Source organism: Neoroseomonas oryzicola (assembly GCF_012163135.1).
Taxonomy (GTDB): Bacteria; Pseudomonadota; Alphaproteobacteria; order Acetobacterales; family Acetobacteraceae; genus Neoroseomonas; species Neoroseomonas oryzicola.
This window is the reverse complement of sequence record NZ_JAAVUP010000001.1, coordinates 250,814-265,284: the sequence shown is the minus strand read 5'-3', so window position 1 is coordinate 265,284 and position 14,471 is coordinate 250,814. Positions and strand designations below refer to the sequence as shown.

The 14,471-nt window shown below is 71.7% G+C and carries 21 protein-coding genes; 13 read left to right on the top strand and 8 right to left on the bottom strand.

Going from position 1 to position 14,471, the window contains the following annotated elements; genetic code table 11:
- The first annotated feature begins 39 nt into the window (after positions 1-39).
- From GWK15_RS01285 to GWK15_RS01260, 6 genes are read left to right on the top strand one after another with little or no spacing between them, the layout of a single operon-like run.
- Positions 40-1,347, top strand: a complete 1,308-nt coding sequence (locus GWK15_RS01285; RefSeq protein ID WP_168038295.1) for a sulfite oxidase — start codon at positions 40-42, stop codon at positions 1,345-1,347.
- Positions 1,347-1,703 (top strand): hypothetical protein, encoded by a 357-nt coding sequence (locus tag GWK15_RS01280; protein ID WP_168038293.1) that lies wholly within the window; start codon positions 1,347-1,349, stop codon positions 1,701-1,703. The genes GWK15_RS01285 and GWK15_RS01280 overlap by 1 nt, the downstream gene beginning before the upstream one ends.
- A 55-nt stretch (positions 1,704-1,758) precedes the next feature.
- Entirely contained in the window at positions 1,759-2,382 is a 624-nt protein-coding gene (gene parA, locus GWK15_RS01275; RefSeq protein WP_168038291.1) for a ParA family partition ATPase, read from the top strand.
- A gap of 9 nt (positions 2,383-2,391) precedes the next feature.
- Positions 2,392-2,853: a CopD family protein gene (locus GWK15_RS01270; RefSeq protein WP_168038289.1), complete on the top strand. Its 462-nt coding sequence runs from the start codon at positions 2,392-2,394 to the stop codon at positions 2,851-2,853.
- On the top strand, positions 2,850-3,299 hold the full coding sequence (locus GWK15_RS01265) for a GNAT family N-acetyltransferase (protein WP_168038287.1): 450 nt from the start codon (positions 2,850-2,852) through the stop codon (positions 3,297-3,299). The genes GWK15_RS01270 and GWK15_RS01265 overlap by 4 nt, the downstream gene beginning before the upstream one ends.
- A gap of 5 nt (positions 3,300-3,304) precedes the next feature.
- The gene (locus GWK15_RS01260) at positions 3,305-3,796 is read left to right on the top strand and encodes a DUF2165 family protein (RefSeq protein ID WP_168038285.1); all 492 of its coding nucleotides are present in this window, start codon (positions 3,305-3,307) and stop codon (positions 3,794-3,796) included.
- Between the two features lie 6 nt (positions 3,797-3,802).
- Here the strand turns inward: GWK15_RS01260 and GWK15_RS01255 are convergent, their stop codons facing one another.
- Together GWK15_RS01255 and GWK15_RS01250 are read right to left on the bottom strand one after the other, a co-directional pair.
- Positions 3,803-4,918: a helix-turn-helix domain-containing protein gene (locus GWK15_RS01255; protein WP_168038283.1), complete on the bottom strand. Its 1,116-nt coding sequence runs from the start codon at positions 4,916-4,918 to the stop codon at positions 3,803-3,805.
- 122 nt (positions 4,919-5,040) lie between these two features.
- Positions 5,041-5,973: a DMT family transporter gene (locus GWK15_RS01250; protein ID WP_168038281.1), complete on the bottom strand. Its 933-nt coding sequence runs from the start codon at positions 5,971-5,973 to the stop codon at positions 5,041-5,043.
- 71 nt (positions 5,974-6,044) lie between these two features.
- Here GWK15_RS01250 and GWK15_RS01245 point away from each other — a divergent pair, with 71 nt between their 5' ends.
- Genes GWK15_RS01245 through metC form a run of 4 tightly spaced genes read left to right on the top strand, consistent with a single transcriptional unit; the run spans position 6,045 to position 9,459 of the window.
- On the top strand, positions 6,045-6,686 hold the full coding sequence (locus GWK15_RS01245; protein WP_168038279.1) for an NUDIX domain-containing protein: 642 nt from the start codon (positions 6,045-6,047) through the stop codon (positions 6,684-6,686).
- Positions 6,687-7,409, top strand: a complete 723-nt coding sequence (locus GWK15_RS01240) for an alanyl-tRNA editing protein (protein ID WP_168038277.1) — start codon at positions 6,687-6,689, stop codon at positions 7,407-7,409. It abuts the gene before it with no gap.
- Between the two features lie 5 nt (positions 7,410-7,414).
- On the top strand, positions 7,415-8,257 hold the full coding sequence (gene sseA / locus GWK15_RS01235; RefSeq protein ID WP_168038275.1) for a 3-mercaptopyruvate sulfurtransferase: 843 nt from the start codon (positions 7,415-7,417) through the stop codon (positions 8,255-8,257).
- Positions 8,257-9,459, top strand: coding sequence for a cystathionine beta-lyase (gene metC, locus GWK15_RS01230; RefSeq protein ID WP_168038273.1), 1,203 nt, complete (start codon positions 8,257-8,259; stop codon positions 9,457-9,459). Before sseA ends, metC begins: the two co-directional genes overlap by 1 nt.
- A gap of 42 nt (positions 9,460-9,501) precedes the next feature.
- Here the strand turns inward: metC and GWK15_RS01225 are convergent, their stop codons facing one another.
- The 5 genes from GWK15_RS01225 to GWK15_RS01205 all read right to left on the bottom strand — a co-directional run bounded on the left by GWK15_RS01225 (position 9,502) and on the right by GWK15_RS01205 (position 11,691).
- Positions 9,502-9,834, bottom strand: a complete 333-nt coding sequence (locus GWK15_RS01225; RefSeq protein WP_245211377.1) for a glycine zipper domain-containing protein — start codon at positions 9,832-9,834, stop codon at positions 9,502-9,504.
- Positions 9,835-9,846: 12 nt separating this feature from the next.
- Positions 9,847-10,260, bottom strand: coding sequence for a Rap1a/Tai family immunity protein (locus tag GWK15_RS01220; protein WP_168038271.1), 414 nt, complete (start codon positions 10,258-10,260; stop codon positions 9,847-9,849).
- A 138-nt stretch (positions 10,261-10,398) separates the two neighbouring features.
- Positions 10,399-10,632 carry a YMGG-like glycine zipper-containing protein gene (locus GWK15_RS01215; RefSeq protein WP_168038269.1) on the bottom strand — a complete coding sequence of 78 codons (234 nt, stop codon included), beginning with the start codon at positions 10,630-10,632 and terminating at the stop codon, positions 10,399-10,401.
- Positions 10,633-10,649: 17 nt separating this feature from the next.
- Positions 10,650-11,081 (bottom strand): Rap1a/Tai family immunity protein, encoded by a 432-nt coding sequence (locus GWK15_RS01210; RefSeq protein WP_168038267.1) that lies wholly within the window; start codon positions 11,079-11,081, stop codon positions 10,650-10,652.
- 148 nt (positions 11,082-11,229) lie between these two features.
- Complete coding sequence (locus GWK15_RS01205) at positions 11,230-11,691, bottom strand: Fur family transcriptional regulator (protein WP_245211376.1); 462 nt, start codon at positions 11,689-11,691, stop codon at positions 11,230-11,232.
- A 43-nt stretch (positions 11,692-11,734) separates the two neighbouring features.
- On the opposite strand from GWK15_RS01205, the gene hisI reads away from it, so the two are divergent.
- The 3 genes from hisI to GWK15_RS01190 are packed head-to-tail and all read left to right on the top strand — an operon-like array spanning position 11,735 to position 14,206.
- On the top strand, positions 11,735-12,139 hold the full coding sequence (gene hisI / locus GWK15_RS01200; protein WP_209441965.1) for a phosphoribosyl-AMP cyclohydrolase: 405 nt from the start codon (positions 11,735-11,737) through the stop codon (positions 12,137-12,139).
- A complete protein-coding gene (locus tag GWK15_RS01195; protein ID WP_168038261.1) occupies positions 12,136-13,185 on the top strand; it encodes a CobW family GTP-binding protein in 1,050 nt (349 codons plus the stop codon). The genes hisI and GWK15_RS01195 overlap by 4 nt, the downstream gene beginning before the upstream one ends.
- Positions 13,186-13,243: 58 nt before the next feature.
- On the top strand, positions 13,244-14,206 hold the full coding sequence (locus tag GWK15_RS01190; RefSeq protein WP_168038259.1) for a formylglycine-generating enzyme family protein: 963 nt from the start codon (positions 13,244-13,246) through the stop codon (positions 14,204-14,206).
- Positions 14,207-14,210: 4 nt separating this feature from the next.
- Here the strand turns inward: GWK15_RS01190 and GWK15_RS01185 are convergent, their stop codons facing one another.
- On the bottom strand, positions 14,211-14,465 hold the full coding sequence (locus tag GWK15_RS01185) for a SemiSWEET family sugar transporter (protein WP_168038257.1): 255 nt from the start codon (positions 14,463-14,465) through the stop codon (positions 14,211-14,213).
- Between the last annotated feature and the right edge of the window lie 6 nt (positions 14,466-14,471).

Here is a 14,471-nt window from a genome sequence, read left to right as displayed (position 1 = left end):
TGCTCCCGGCAAGAGAATCAAACCAGGGAGGATGCCGGGATGGCCACCACGCCCCGACAGGAGCGCTCGCTCCACGAACTCTATCGCGACGACCCCGAACGTGCCGACGCCCTCGCCTGGGGCAGGCGAGGTGCGCTGAAGGGGGCGGCGCTCGCCGCCATGGGCACGGCGCTGGGCGCGGCCATTCCCTTCGCCTCCCGCATGCCGGCGGGGCTGCTGCCGGCGGCGCTCGCGCAGTCCCAGGGCGGGCCGCAGCTGCTGCAGATGGAAGGCAAGGCGCCGCTGATCATCCTCGGCGAGCGGCCTCTGGTGGCGGAGACGCCCGAGAACCTCCTCGACGACGAGGTCACGCCCTCGGACAAGATGTTCATCCGCAACAACGGCCAGATCCCCGACGCCTTCGCCGGCGATCCGCGGTCGTGGAAGATCAGCGTCACGGGCGAGGTCGCCACGCCGCTCGAACTCTCGGTCGGCGACCTGGCCGCGCGCTTCGAGGTCGTCACCCGCCGGCTGCAGATGGAATGCGGCGGCAACGGAAGGTCGGCCTTCGCGCCGCAGACCTCGGGCAACCAATGGGGCAACGGCGCGATCTCCTGCGCCGAATGGACCGGGGTGCGGCTGCGCGACGTGCTGCGCGCCGCCGGGATGAAGGAGACGGCGCGCTTCACCGGCCATCATGGCGCGGACAGCCACCTCTCGGCCCAGGGCGAGGCGATCAGCCGCGGCATGCGGATCGCCAAGGCGATGGACGAGGACACGCTGATCGCCTTCCGGGTGAACGGGCAGCCCATTCCGCACATCAACGGCGCGCCGGCGCGCCTGGTCGTGCCGGGCTGGCCGGGCAGCCTCAGCCAGAAGTGGTTCACGCGCATCGAGCTGCTGGCCGAACCGCATCGCGGCCGCGGCATGGGCGGCACCTCGTACCGCGTGCCGGTGCGGCCCATCGTGCCGGGCAGCCGCAACAACGGCGCCGACTTCACCGACATGGAAAGCATGCCGGTCCGCTCGATCCTGACGAACATCGCGCACGGCACCCGCATGCCGGCCGGCACGCGGGACGTCGCGCTGCGCGGCAAGACCTGGGCCGGAGACCTCACCGCGCGGGCAGTCGACGTCTCGATCGACTACGGGGCCACCTGGCAGCCGGCGCAGCTCGGCGCGCCGGCGAATCGCCATGCCTGGCAGGTCTGGACGGCCGGCGTGCGCCTGCCCTCGGACGGCTATTTCGAGATCTGGCACCGCGCCACGGACAGCGAGGGCCGCATGCAGCCCCACGCGGCGACCAACTGGAACCCGCAGGGCTACGGCGCCAACGCCATCAGCCGCGTGGCGATCCTGGTCGGCTGATGCGGAAGCTGTCGATCGCGACGGCGGCGCTGGCCTTCGGCGCCGTCGCGGCGGCCCTCGCCCAGGGCAACGCGCCGGGCCAGGCCGGCTTCACCGCCCCGCAGGAGGAGGAAACCGTCCTCGCCGAGGGCGAAGGCCGGTCGGAAACATTCGCCTACTGCACCGTCTGCCACAACACGGCGCTGATCCGCCGCAGCGCCTTCTCTCGCGAGCGCTGGGACGAGTTGATGGACTGGATGGCCGAGAAGCAGGGCATGAACCCGCTCGAGGGCGAATTCCGCGAGACCATCGTCAACTACCTTGCGCAGCATTACGGGCCGCGGACGCGGGGCGGGCGGAACCCCTTCCTCGACTGACGGCGCGACCGGCGGCGCACCCTGGTATGCTGCGCCGCCGTCACCGGAGTCGCTCATGGCCTTCGTCATCGCCGTAGCCCAGCGCAAGGGCGGCGCGGGCAAGTCGACCATCGCCGCCAACCTCGCCACCGCCTATGCCGAACAGGGGCAGCGCGTGGCGCTGATCGACGTCGACCCCCAGCACAGCCTCGCCCGCTGGGACGAATTGCGCGGCCGCTCGGCCAAGGCGCGGCCGCTGCATTTCGAAGCGCCGTCGGGCTGGCGCGTGCCCGGCATCCTTGACCGGCTGCGGCGGGACAGCGACGTGGTGCTGCTCGACACCGCGCCGCATGACGACACCGATGCGCGTGTCGCGATCCGGTCCTCCGACCTGGTGCTGGTGCCGCTGCAGCCCTCGGCAGCCGACCTGTGGTCGATGGATGCGACGCTCGACCTCGCGAAGAAGGAAGGGCGCAGGGTGCTGCTGGTGCTGAACCGTGCGCCTGCCTCCGGCCGCCTGCTCGACAGCGTGACGGCGGCGATCCGGGACCGCGGCCTGCCGCTCGCGGATGCGACCATCGGCAACCGGACCGCCTTCGCACAGGCCTTCATGGCCGGGCTCGGCGCGGTGGAGGCGGCGCCCAAGGGCGTCGCGGCCGAGGAGATGCGCGCCCTTGCCGCCGCGCTGCGGGGCGCGTAGGGCGTCCGCATGGCGACCATCCTCTATGTCCTGCACGTGCTCGGCGCCGTCCTCTGGGTGGGCGGCATGGCCTTCGCGATCCTGGTGCTGCGCCCCGCCGCGCATGGGGTGCTGGAAGGCCCGCAGCGCCTCGCGCTGATGCAGGAAGTCTTCCGGCGCTTCTTCCGCGTCCTGTGGCACGTGGTGCCGATCATCCTGCTGACCGGCTGGACCATCTTCGGACTGTCCTATTGGGGCTTCGGCGCGAGCGTCTGGCATGTGCACCTGATGAACCTGACCGGCATCGTGATGACGGGCGTCTTCCTCTACGTGACGATGGTGCCGTGGAAGGCGATGCGCGCGGCGATCGCCGACGGCCGCACGGCCGATGCCGCCGCGGCGATGAACCGCATCCGGCTCGGCGTGACGGCGAACCTCGGTATCGGCGTGCTGACCGTCGCGGTCGCCGCCTGGGGACGTTTCGGCGGATGAGCGTGCGGACCCGCAAGCCCCGCCTCAAGGGCATCGAGATCGTCGAGGACGCCGCGCCGGAATTCGAGGCGGTCGGCGCCATCCAGCGCGGCCTGCACGACTTCAACCAGGCGATGGGCGGGTCCTACGACCGCGAGCCGGTGACGCTGCTGGTCCAGGACGCCGAGGGCAAGACGCTCGGCGGGCTGCTCGGCCTGACCTTCTGGGGCTGGCTGTTCATCGACTGGCTGTGGCTGAGCCCCGACCTGCGCGGCCAGGGCGTCGGCGCCGACCTGCTGAAGCGCGCCGAGGCCGTGGCGCGCGACCGCGGCTGCACCAACGCCTATACCGACACCTTCTCCTTCCAGGCGCCGGGCTTCTGGCAGACGAACGGGTATGTCGAGTTCGGCCGGCTGGAGGGGATGCCCGCGGGCCATGCCCGCGTCTGGTTCCGCAAGGCGCTGTAGCCACCATGACGGCGCTGCGCCTGTCCCGCATCGCGCTGACCGCATCGCTCGCGGCATTCTTCAGCCTGATCGCCTTCGGCAACATCACCGACTACGGCACCAACTTCGCCTTCGTGCAGCACGTCATGTCGATGGACACGACCTTCCGCTCGCCGGGCGTGATGTGGCGGGCGATCACCACGCCCTGGGCGCATCATGCGGCCTATGCCGCGATCATCGCCTGGCAGGTGGGCACGGCGGCGCTGCTGTGGTTCGGCGTCGCGCGGCTGTGGGGCGCGCGGGCGGGCACGGGCGCAGCGTGGAACGCGGCCCGCGCGCCGGCGATCCTGGGCCTCACGGCGGGCGCGGTGCTCTACGGCTTCGGCTTCCTCGTCGTCGCCGGCGAGTGGTTCTCGATGTGGCAGTCGCGGGAATGGAACGGCCAGGCGAATGCCGCGATGTTCCTCACCTTCATCGGCATCGCGCTGCTGCACCTTGCGTCGGCCGAGCCGGAATAGGGCGGTTCAGAGCGCGCGCAGCAGGTCCACTAGGCAGCCGCGATCCGCACCGTCGCCGCGCCGCACGGACCGCGGCAAGGGCGCGATGCCGGCCAAGGCCTCGGCACGCAGGTCGCGCGGCGCGATGCCGAATTCCCGCCGGAAGGCCCGGCTGAAGGTCGAGGGATCGAAGAAGCCCGCCGCCTCGGCGATCTGGGCGATGCCGCGCCGCTCCTCCGGATCGGAGAGGAGGCGGTGCGCGAGGGCGAGCCGTTCCTGCTGGATCGCCGACGCGACGCCGCCAAGCGGTTCGAACAGCCGGTAGAGCGCCGAGCGTGAGATCCCCGCGAGGGCGCACAGCCGCGCGGGGCCAAGTGTCGCCGCGCCGAGGTTCTCCCGGATGATCCGCCGCACGCGCGCGAGGTGCAGCGGTTCGAGCAGCGTTGCGCCCTGTCCGTCCTCCGTGGTCACCGAGGTAACGGCGGCGCCGAGCAGGCTGCGCGTGGTCTCGACCAGGCGCGACAGGTCGGCGGCGGTCAGTGCCGTCGCCTCCCGGCCCAGCGTCGCCAGGAAGTCGGCGAGGATGCGGCCGAAGGGCGTCTCGATCGGTCGGTAGAGCGCGGCGGACAACGCGGGCTCGAGCTCCGGCACCGCGTCGCGCGCGACGAAGAGAGAGAGCCACTCGATCTCCTCCCCCCGCCGCTCGGCCTCGAAGGGGCGGGCCATGCTGAGGACGTAAGGGATGCCGGGGCGAAACTCGACATCGGCGCCGCAGCCGCTCTGCCGGTGCAGGCCGCGGCGGCAGACGGCGATGATCCAGTGGTCGAGGGAATCGCGCCGGATGCGCGCGGCGGTGCGGCCGTAATCGTAGGCCGGCAGCGTCGCGCCATAGAACATGAAGGGCCCGAAGCCGAGCGCCGTCCCGGTCGCGGGAAAGCCGGGCGCGGCGCGCTCATGCACCTTCACGCCGTCGAGGTAGGGGACGCTCAGCGAACGCCAGGCATCGAACTGCCGTTCCGGCGGCAGGGCGGCGGTGGAGACGACGACCGGACGCAGCGCGGCGCCCCGCTGCTCGGCACCGGCGGTGGACAGGCGGGCCGCATCCGCACCGGGACGCGGCAGTCGCGCTGAGACCTCGTTCATGCGGCCGTGCTTTCGTAAGGAATTCAGGCGCTTCGCAGGAAGTCACTGGACGGGAACGGGCACCGCCGGTTCAAGAATAAACTGCCCCAAGGGGAAGGACGCGCCGGAACATCACGCGATCGTCATCGCTTCACGCCGAGCGTGACTTCGCGGTGCCAGATGTAGATCCCTGCGCCAACCAGCACGCAGATCCCCGCGAAGTCCCATCCATCCGGAAGTTCCGCCCAGACGAAGGCGCCAAGCGCCGTCGTCCAGATGATCGCGGCGTATTCGAAGGGCGCGAGAAGCGTCGTCTCGCCGGTGCGGTAGGCGGTCGTCATCACCACCTGCGCGAGCGCCGAGATCAACCCGATCCCCAGCAGCAGCGCCCATTCGGTCAGGCTCGGCCAGACCCAGCCAGGCAGTGCGGCGATGCCCGCCAGCACCGCGGACCCCACCGCGAACCAGAAGACGATGGCGACGGAACTCTCCCCGGCCTCGCCCATGCGGCGGATGGTGATCATCGCCAGCGCCCAGCCGACCGATCCGAGCAGGCAGAGCGTGATGGCGAGCCCCGCTCCCTCCATCGCCGCCCCGCCGGGGCGGACCATCATCAGAACGCCGGCGAAGCCGACGAGCACGGCAAGGCCGCGGCGCCAGCCGACCGACTCCCCCAGCAACGGAACCGAGAGCACCGTGAGGAACAGCGGCATGGTGAAGCCGAGCGCGGTGACCGTCGCGATCGGCAGGTGCACGTAGCCGTAGAAGGCGCCGACCATGCCCATCATGCCGAAGACCGTGCGCGCGGCGTGGCTCATCGGGTTGCGGGTCGCGAGCGCGGCGAGACCGCCGCTGGCCAGCACCACGGGCAGCAGCGCGGGGATGGCGAACAGGTTGCGGAACAGGATGACCTCGGCGACCGGCACGCCGGCGCCGATCGTCTTGGCGCAGGCAGCGGCGAGCGAGAAGGCGGCCGTCGCCAGCAGGACGAGGAGGATGGCGCGGCGCTGGGCGCGGGTGCGCGCCTGCGGGTCGGCGGGGGCGGTCCCGCTCGTGCCGCTGCTGGCCTTCTCCATCCTGGCTGCTGCCCTCCCCTGCGCCCCGGTGCATGGACGGGCCGGGCGGCCAAGGGTAGGGTCCGGCCCGCATGAACGCCAGACACCCGAAGGCGAAGCCGATCCCGGCGCATCCCGACGTGACGGTGCTCTCGGAGGAGGTGGTCTGGGACGGCCGCTTCCCCGTGCAGCGCATCCGCTTCCGCAAGCGCCGCTTCGATGGCGGCGAAGGCGGCGTGCAGACCTGGGAGTTGCTCCGCCGCGGCGCGGCCGTGGCCGTACTGCCCTGGGACCCCTGGGCGGACCGCGTCGCGCTGATCGAGCAGTTCCGCCTGCCTGCGCTCGCCGCCGGCCTGCCGCCGGTGATGGTGGAATGCCCTGCCGGCCTGCTCGAGGACGGCGAGGATCCCGTCGAGGCCGTGCGCCGCGAACTGCATGAGGAGACGGGCCTCGAGCCCGACCGCGTCGTCCCGCTCGGCCGCTACATCCTGACCCAGGGCGGCTGCGACGAGACGATCAGCCTCTTCCTCGCCCGCGTGCGTCTGCCGGAAACGGGCGTGGTCGGGCACCACGGGCTCGAGCACGAGCACGAGGACATCCGCCTGAGCGTACTTCCGGCCGAGGACGCGCTGGCCATGCTCGACGACAACCGCATCTGCAACGCCACCGGCGCGCTGTGCCTTTCGGCCTTCGCCCGCCGGCGCGCGGCGATGCTCAAGGACTGGACCGCCTGAATGCCGACCGAACTCGTCTTCCGTGACGATGCCTATGCGCGCGAGATCACCGCGCGCGTCGTCGCCGCGACGCCCGAGGGCGTGGTGCTCGACCGCACGAACTTCTACGCCCGCGCGGGCGGACAGCCGGGCGACGTGGGCATGCTGCGCTGGGCGGGCGGCGAGATGGCCATCGCCGATACGCTGAAGGGCCCCGAGGACACCGTCCTGCACGTTCCCGCGCCGGACGCCGCGCTGCCGCCGGTCGGCGCCGAGGTGACGGCCGTACTGGACTGGGCGCGGCGGCATCGGCTGATGCGCATGCACACCTCGCTGCACCTGCTGTGCAGCCTGATCCCGGGCGCGGGCGTCACCGGCGGGCAGATCGGGGCGGACAAGTCGCGCCTCGACTTCGACCTGCCGGATCCGCCGACCAAGGAAAGCCTGACCGAAGGGCTCAACGCGCTGATCGCCGCGGACCATCCCGTCAGCGAGACCTGGATCACCGAGGCCGAGCTCGACGCCAATCCGGGCCTGGTGCGCACCCTGTCCGTGCAGCCGCCGCGCGGGTCGGGGCGCGTCCGCCTGGTGCGCATCGGGGATCCGGCGGCGCCGGTCGACTACCAGCCCTGCGGCGGCACCCATGTGCGCCGCACCGGGGAGATCGGCCGCGTCGAGGTTGCGAAGATCGAGAACAAGGGCAAGGCGAACCGGCGGGTGACGCTGGTGCTTGCGGGGGAATGACGCCGATGGAGATGCTGGTATCGACCGAATGGCTGGCCGGGGAACTCGGCAAGCCGGACCTGGTCGTCTTCGACTGCTCGACCTACCTGCCGAACGAGACCGGCAACAAGCATGACGGCTTCCGCGCCGCGCACATCCCGGGCGCGCGGATGTTCGACATCGACGCCATCGCCGATGACGAGACCGACCTGCCGCACATGGTGCCGACGCCGGCGAAGTTCGCGCGGATGATGGGTGCGCTCGGCGTGTCCAACGACACCCGCGTGGTGTTCTACGACCAGCACGGGCTGCGATCCTCGCCGCGCGGCTGGTGGATGATGCGGCTGTTCGGCCACGACAAGGTCGCAGTGCTCGATGGCGGCCTGCCGGCCTGGAAGAAGGAGGGCCGCGCGGTCGAGACCGGCGATGCCCCTGCCCCGCCGGCCGCGACCTTCATCCCCGACTTCCGCGCCGCGATGCTGAAGGGCATCGGCGACATCAAGCAGATCGTCGCCGACGGCTCGGCGCTCATCCTCGATGCGCGCGCCAAGGGTCGCTTCGATGGCGCCGCGCCGGAACCGCGCGTGGGCCTGCCCTCCGGGCACATGCCGGGGGCGGGCAACGTGCCGGCCACCGAGATGTCCGGCCCCGACGGGAAGATGAAGGACGCGGCGACGCTGCGCGCCATCTTCGCCGCCGCGGGCGCGGCGGGCGGAAAGCCGGTCGTGACCTCCTGCGGCTCGGGTGTGACCGCCTGCGTCATCGCCTTCGGCATGGTGCGCGCCGGATTGCCCGAACCCGCCGTCTATGACGGCTCCTGGACCGAATGGGCTTCGCGCCCGGAAACAACCAAGGAAAAGAGCGCCTGATGCCCGACGACGTCTCCAAGCCGCGTCACGACTACCGCTTCGCGACGCAGATGTCCCATGCCGGCCGCGCCGGCACGCATGCCCATGGCTTCGTGAACCCGGCGGTGCATCGCGGATCGACCGTGCTGCATCCGGATTGCGAGAGCCGCCGGTCCTTCGCCAAGGACCGCTACAACCGCGTCATGACCTACGGCACGCAGGGCGGGCCGACGCATTACGCGCTCGAGGACGTCATCTGCGAGATCGAGGGCGGCACGCGCTGCACCCTGGTCGGCACCGGCCTCGCGGCCGTGACCGTGCCGCTGATGGCCTACCTCAAGGCCGGCGACCACTGCCTGATGCCCGACAGCGTCTACGGCCCCGCGCGCAACATCGCGAACGGGCTGCTCGCCGCCTATGGCATCGAGACGACCTTCTACGCCCCGGCGATCGACGAGGCCGGCATCGCCGCGCTGATGAAGCCCAACACCAAGGTCGTCTACACCGAGAGCCCAGGCAGCCACACCTTCGAGCTGCAGGACATCCCCGCCCTCGCCCGCGTCGCCCATGCGCGCGGTGCGAAGGTGCTGATGGACAACACCTGGGGCATTCATCACTTCATGCCGTTCCGGCACGGCGTGGACGTGTCGATCCAGGCGCTGACCAAGTATGTCGGCGGGCACTCGGACGTGCTGCTCGGCTCGATCACCACGAACACCGAGGAGGACTTCCTCATCGTCCGTGGCGCGGCGAGCCAGATGGGGCATTTCGCCGCCCCCGACGATTGCTGGCTGGCGCTGCGCGGCGCGCGCACCATGGCCGTGCGCCTGAAGCAGCAGGAACAGAGCGGGCTGGCCGTCGCGCGCTGGTTCGAAGGCCGGCCGGAGGTGCAGCGCGTGCTGCATCCGGGGCTGCCGTCCCACCCGCAGCACGCGCTGTTCACGCGCGACTTCACCGGGTCCTGCAGCCTGTTCGGCGTGGTGTTCCAGCCGCGCTACTCGGAAGCGGAGATCTTCCGTTTCATCGACAGCCTGGCGCTGTTCGGCATCGGCGCGTCCTGGGGCGGGTATGAAAGCCTCGCCCTGCCGACCACGGGCTTCATCACCCGCACGGCGACGAGCCCCGACCTCGGCGGCTTCACCGTCCGCATCCACATCGGGCTCGAGGATGTGGCGGACCTGATCGCGGATCTCGAACAGGGCCTCGCGACCCTGCCGAAGTGACCGGGCGGCGGGCGGTCCGCGGGCCGCCCGCCCTTCCCCGCATCAGTTGCTGGTCGTCGTGCGGCGCGACTGCTGGCCCTGGCTGTAGCCGCGCTCATAGGCCGCGTTGAGCTGCTGCTGGCGGCGTTCGGCCGCCTGGCGCTCGGCGAGCTCATGCTGGTGCCACAGGTAGCCGCCGACCACGCCGGCGCCGGCGCCGATCAGCGCGCCCACGCCCGCATGGGCGGTGAAGGACCCGATGGCCGCGCCCGCGAGGGCACCGACGGCACCGCCCGCGAGCACGTCGCGCCCGCCCTGCGTCATGCTGCCGTCCGAGCAGCCGCCGAGGCCGACGACGAGGGCCGCGGCCGGAAGAATGGCGATCTTGCGCATCATGCGGTCTCCGTCTCAGCGCGCCGGGCGCCGCGCGGGCGGCTGCGGGCAGGGATAGGTGGCGATGAACCAGCGGGCGAGGCCATCCACCGCGAGCTCGTTCGACACCTGCGGGTTGTTGCGCGCCCAGGTCGCGAAGGCGGCCGCGGCCTGCGTGCCGGTCGGCGCCGGGTCGGGCACGCAGAACAGCGGGCGGTGCCGCGTGCCGGGCTGCGTCATGACGGCGTGGTACTGCGCGAAGCCGGCGATGAAGCCGCGGCAGAGCCCGTCGGCACTCGCGAAGTTCGCATCCGTCTGCGGCGTGCCGCACAGCGCGGCGAGTTCGGCGACCGTCGCGGTATGGGACCCGCGCGCCGCCGGCGGCGCCTGGGCGAAGGCCGGCGCCGCGGCCAGCAGGGCCGCCGCCGTGAGGAGTGTCTTGAGGCGCATGTCTGTCATTTCCTTGCGTCACGCGAACTCGCGGCCGCCCTTCAGGGCGACTCGGGGCGCCCGACGAGTGTCGGACGCCCCAGGCCGGATTCGCAACGTGCAAGGCGAAGGGCCGCCCGTCAGGGCGGCCCCGGTGCGTCAGCGCTGGCGGCTGCTGCTGATCGCGTAGCCGGAGGCGCCGCCGACGCCGGCGCCGATCAGCGCGCCCCAGCCGGCATTGCCCGAGAGCGAGCCGAGCGCGGCGCCGCCCAGGGCGCCGATGCCGGCGCCGGTCGCGGTGGCGCGCTGGTTCTCGGTCATGCCGGCGCAGCCGGCGAGGCCGAGGCCGAGCACAAGAACCGCGCCGAGGCGGAGAGGCTTGCGGGTGGTCATGGTGGTCTCCTCCTCGCTTAGCGGCGGCGGCCGGCCGGGGCGGCCGGGCACGGATAGGTCTGGGCCGCGAAGCGGAGCACGCCCTCGGCCGCGCGGGTGGTGGAATACTGCTGGTTGGCCGCCGCCCAGGACACGAAGGCGGCCGAGACGGTGTCGAGCGTCGGCGCCTGTTCCGGCAGGCAGAAGATCGGGCGCTGGGCGTTGCGGCCCGTGGTGTAGAGCGAATGCACCTGGCCGATCGACACCAGCGTCGCGTAGCAGGCCGGACGCAGCGCCATGGCATTCGCGTCGTCGGCCGCCGGGCCGCACAGCCGCGCGAGGTCGGCCGTGGTGAAGGCGGCGGGGGCGCCGCCGGCGGCCTGGCCCTGGGCGAGCGCCGGCGCGGCGGCGCCGGCCACGGCGAGCGCGACGGCCAGGCCGGCGCCCCGGATGATGGTGGGCGAGATCATGTGCGTGCCTTCCTCCTCCTTGCCGCGGCCCCATGGCCAGCGGTCGCTTCGGCGTCACCCCGACAGCCTGCCGGTCGGCGGCCCGCGTCACAATGATCGATCGCAAGGACACGGGACGCCCGCCGCACTGGCGGGACGTCGCGCCAAGTCAGGCGGTGCCGCAGCGCGCGCAGACGCCCTCGATCTCGACCGTGGCCTCGACCGCCGTGAATCCCACGCGCGCGGCGGCCGCCGCGATGGCGTCGGCCACCGCGCTGTCGGCGATCTCGACCGTCGCGCCGCAGCGGCGGCAGATGAGGAACTGATGCGGGTGGTCGTGCGCGTGCCCGTGCCCGGTCTCGACGCAGCCGATGAAGGCGTTCAGCCGCTCGACCTTGTGGATCAGCCCGTTCTCCAGCAGGAAATCGAGCGCGCGATAGACGGTGGGCGGCGCGGCCCCCGGCCGGTCGGCCTTCAGCCGGTCGAGCAGCGCATAGGCGCCGACCGGCGAATCCGCGGCCAGGATGAGCTCGAGCACCTGGCGGCGCAGCGGCGTGAGTTTCGCCCCGCGCCGCAGGCAGGCGGCCTCGGCCTCGATCAGTTGCTGTTCCCGGCTGATGGTCGCGGTCATGCGCGTTTCCCGTTCGCGTCGCGTGATACTATATCGTGACGGCATGAGCACCACCGCAACCGCCGCCGCGCGTTTCCTCGACGCCGTCCGCTTCGACGCCAATGGCCTCGTCGCCTGCATCGCCCAGCAGCACGACACCGGCGAGGTCCTTATGATGGCCTGGATGAACGCCGAGGCGGTGGCAGAGACGCTCGCCACCGGGCGGGTCTGCTACTGGTCGCGCTCGCGCAAGGCGCTGTGGCGCAAGGGGGAGACCTCGGGCCAGGTGCAGCGGCTGGTCGACCTGCGGGTCGATTGCGACGGGGATACGCTGCTCGCGCTGGTCGACCAGACGGGCGTCGCCTGCCATACCGGGCGGCACAACTGCTTCTTCCGGGCGATCCGCGGCGAGGAGCTCGCGACCATCGCCGAGCCCGAGGTCGACCCGAAGGCGCTCTACGGCGCATGAAGATCCCGGTCACGGTGCTGACGGGCTTCCTCGGCGCCGGGAAGACGACGCTGCTGAACCGGCTGCTCAAGGCGCCGGAGATGGCCGGCACCGCCGTCCTGATCAACGAGTTCGGCGAGATCGGGCTCGACCACCTTCTGGTCGAGCGGCTGGACGAGGACACCGTCCTGCTGAACGCGGGCTGCCTGTGCTGCACGGTGCGCGGGGACCTGGTGCGGGCGCTGCGCGACCTCGCAGTGCGGGCCGAGCGCGGGCAGGAGGTGACGCGCGTGGTGGTCGAGACGACGGGCCTCGCCGACCCCGCGCCGATCCTGCAGACGCTGATGTCCGATCCGGTGGCGCTCTCGGCCTTCACCCTGGATGGTGTCGTGACGCTGGTCGACGCGGTGAACGGGGCCGCGACGCTCGACACGCAGGTCGAGGCGGTGAAGCAGGCGGCCATGGCCGACCGCATCGTGGTGACCAAGACCGACCTGGCGGGCGAGGCGGCGGCGACGGCGCTCGAGGCGCGGCTTGTCGCGCTCAACCCGGTCGCGCCGGTGCTGCGGGCGGTGGCCGGCGGGATCGCGCCGGTTGAACTGCTCGGCATCGGTGGCTTCGCCGTCGGCGGACGGATCCCGCAGGTCGCGGCGTGGCTCGCGGCCGAGGCCGGCCACGGGCATCACCATCACGACCACCACCACCACGACCCGAACCGCCACGACGCCGCCATCCACGCCTTCGGGCTGGTCTTCGACGATCCCCTGCCCTGGCAGGGTGTCGCCACCTGGCTCGAGATGCTGGCGCTGACGCGCGGGGACAGCGTGCTGCGCGTGAAGGGCCTGCTGAACCTCGCGGGGGAGGACCGGCCGGTGGCGATCCATGGCGTGCAGCACGTCTTCCATCCACCCGTCAGGCTGGCGGCCTGGCCCGCGGGCCACGACCGCAGGTCGCGGATCACCTTCGTGCTGCGCAACCTGCCGCGCGACATCGTGGAGGCCGGACTCGTATCCTTCGTCACATCCGCGCGAGAAGCGGCCGAAATCACGAGCGAATCCCGGCGCTGACGACTACCGACTACACATCCTTGTGTAGTATCCGTCAGGTCACATGCCCATGCACGCCATGCAAAACGGAAGGATCGGGATCGCGCGGGGTCTCCTCCTGCTCGGCCTGCTTCTGTTCCCCGCCGTCGCCCGTTCGCAGTCCCAGGCCCCGCAGACCGTCCGAGACTGCGAGAATTGCCCCGAGATGGTCATGCTGCCGCGCGGCACCTTCACCATGGGCGTGCCCCCCGGGGAGGAGGAGCGGGAGACAGTTCCGGTCGACGTGCGCGGGCGATCCTCCCCGCAGACGCGGATCACCATTGCCCCGGGCCTCGCCATGGCGGCGCGTCCGGTGACGCGGGGCGAATTCGCCGCCTTCGTGGCCGCCACCGGCTATGCGCCCGGCACCGGGTGCTGGACCTTCGTGAACAGCGGGAATTCGTACGAATACCTTGAGCGGCCTGGACTGAGCTGGCGCGATCCCGGCTATCCGCAGGCCGACAACCACCCGGTCGTCTGCGTGTCCTGGGAGGATGCGAACGCCTATGCCGAATGGCTGTCGCGGCGCACCGGGCGCGTCTATCGCCTGCCGAGCGAGGCGGAATGGGAATACGCCGCGCGCGCCGGCACCGCCGGCCCGCGCTTCTGGGGCGATGCCAATTCGCAGGCCTGCCAATACGCCAACGTCGCCGACCTGACGCTGGCCTCGGCGCTGAACCTCGACCGGCGGCCTCAGTTCTCCTTCCGCTGCAACGACGGCTTCGTCTACACCGCGCCGGTCGGCAGCTTCCGGCCCAATCAGTTCGGCCTTTACGACATGCTGGGCAATGTCTGGCAGTGGACGATGGACTGCCTGAATCCCGACCTGTCGGGCCAGACCGGCGATGGCGCGGCGCGCACCACCGGGGATTGCGCCACCCGCATGATGCGCGGCGGATCCTGGAGCCACCTGCCCTGGTATGTCCGCGCCGGCAACCGCGCCCGCGGCCACGCGGCGGACCGCTTCAGCTTCGCGGGTTTCCGCCTGGTCCGCGAACGCTGACGCGTCAGCCGCGGCGCAGCTTCACCCACAGGATCGGCAGCGTCAGTAGCAGCGTCGCCGCGTTCGCGGCGACCACCGCCGGCAGCCCCGCCAGCGCGCCATAGGCGAGCCACAGCACGATGCCGGTGATCAGCAGCAGCAGCATCGCGAGGCTGAGGTCCCGCGCGCTGCCGCTGCGCAGCGTGCGTACCGCCTGGGGCAGGTAGGCGGTCGTGGTCAGCGCGCCCGCGACCAGGCCAAGGACTTCGATGGGGTTCATGCGGCC

Bases quoted from the DNA above. Each gene is read 5' to 3' on its own strand.
- GWK15_RS01210 (WP_168038267.1), bottom strand. From the start codon at position 11,081: ATGATCTCGCCCACCATCATCCGGGGCGCCGGCCTGGCCGTCGCGCTC.
- GWK15_RS01195 (WP_168038261.1), top strand. From the start codon at position 12,136: ATGAAGATCCCGGTCACGGTGCTGACGGGCTTCCTCGGCGCCGGGAAG.
- GWK15_RS01250 (WP_168038281.1), bottom strand. From the start codon at position 5,973: ATGGAGAAGGCCAGCAGCGGCACGAGCGGGACCGCCCCCGCCGACCCG.
- GWK15_RS01265 (WP_168038287.1), top strand. From the start codon at position 2,850: ATGAGCGTGCGGACCCGCAAGCCCCGCCTCAAGGGCATCGAGATCGTC.
- sseA (WP_168038275.1), top strand. From the start codon at position 7,415: ATGGAGATGCTGGTATCGACCGAATGGCTGGCCGGGGAACTCGGCAAG.
- metC (WP_168038273.1), top strand. From the start codon at position 8,257: ATGCCCGACGACGTCTCCAAGCCGCGTCACGACTACCGCTTCGCGACG.
- GWK15_RS01220 (WP_168038271.1), bottom strand. From the start codon at position 10,260: ATGCGCCTCAAGACACTCCTCACGGCGGCGGCCCTGCTGGCCGCGGCG.
- GWK15_RS01215 (WP_168038269.1), bottom strand. From the start codon at position 10,632: ATGACCACCCGCAAGCCTCTCCGCCTCGGCGCGGTTCTTGTGCTCGGC.
- GWK15_RS01280 (WP_168038293.1), top strand. From the start codon at position 1,347: ATGCGGAAGCTGTCGATCGCGACGGCGGCGCTGGCCTTCGGCGCCGTC.
- GWK15_RS01255 (WP_168038283.1), bottom strand. From the start codon at position 4,918: ATGAACGAGGTCTCAGCGCGACTGCCGCGTCCCGGTGCGGATGCGGCC.
- GWK15_RS01270 (WP_168038289.1), top strand. From the start codon at position 2,392: ATGGCGACCATCCTCTATGTCCTGCACGTGCTCGGCGCCGTCCTCTGG.
- hisI (WP_209441965.1), top strand. From the start codon at position 11,735: ATGAGCACCACCGCAACCGCCGCCGCGCGTTTCCTCGACGCCGTCCGC.
- parA (WP_168038291.1), top strand. From the start codon at position 1,759: ATGGCCTTCGTCATCGCCGTAGCCCAGCGCAAGGGCGGCGCGGGCAAG.
- GWK15_RS01240 (WP_168038277.1), top strand. From the start codon at position 6,687: ATGCCGACCGAACTCGTCTTCCGTGACGATGCCTATGCGCGCGAGATC.
- GWK15_RS01245 (WP_168038279.1), top strand. From the start codon at position 6,045: ATGAACGCCAGACACCCGAAGGCGAAGCCGATCCCGGCGCATCCCGAC.
- GWK15_RS01285 (WP_168038295.1), top strand. From the start codon at position 40: ATGGCCACCACGCCCCGACAGGAGCGCTCGCTCCACGAACTCTATCGC.
- GWK15_RS01225 (WP_245211377.1), bottom strand. From the start codon at position 9,834: ATGATGCGCAAGATCGCCATTCTTCCGGCCGCGGCCCTCGTCGTCGGC.
- GWK15_RS01260 (WP_168038285.1), top strand. From the start codon at position 3,305: ATGACGGCGCTGCGCCTGTCCCGCATCGCGCTGACCGCATCGCTCGCG.
- GWK15_RS01185 (WP_168038257.1), bottom strand. From the start codon at position 14,465: ATGAACCCCATCGAAGTCCTTGGCCTGGTCGCGGGCGCGCTGACCACG.
- GWK15_RS01205 (WP_245211376.1), bottom strand. From the start codon at position 11,691: ATGACCGCGACCATCAGCCGGGAACAGCAACTGATCGAGGCCGAGGCC.
- GWK15_RS01190 (WP_168038259.1), top strand. From the start codon at position 13,244: ATGCAAAACGGAAGGATCGGGATCGCGCGGGGTCTCCTCCTGCTCGGC.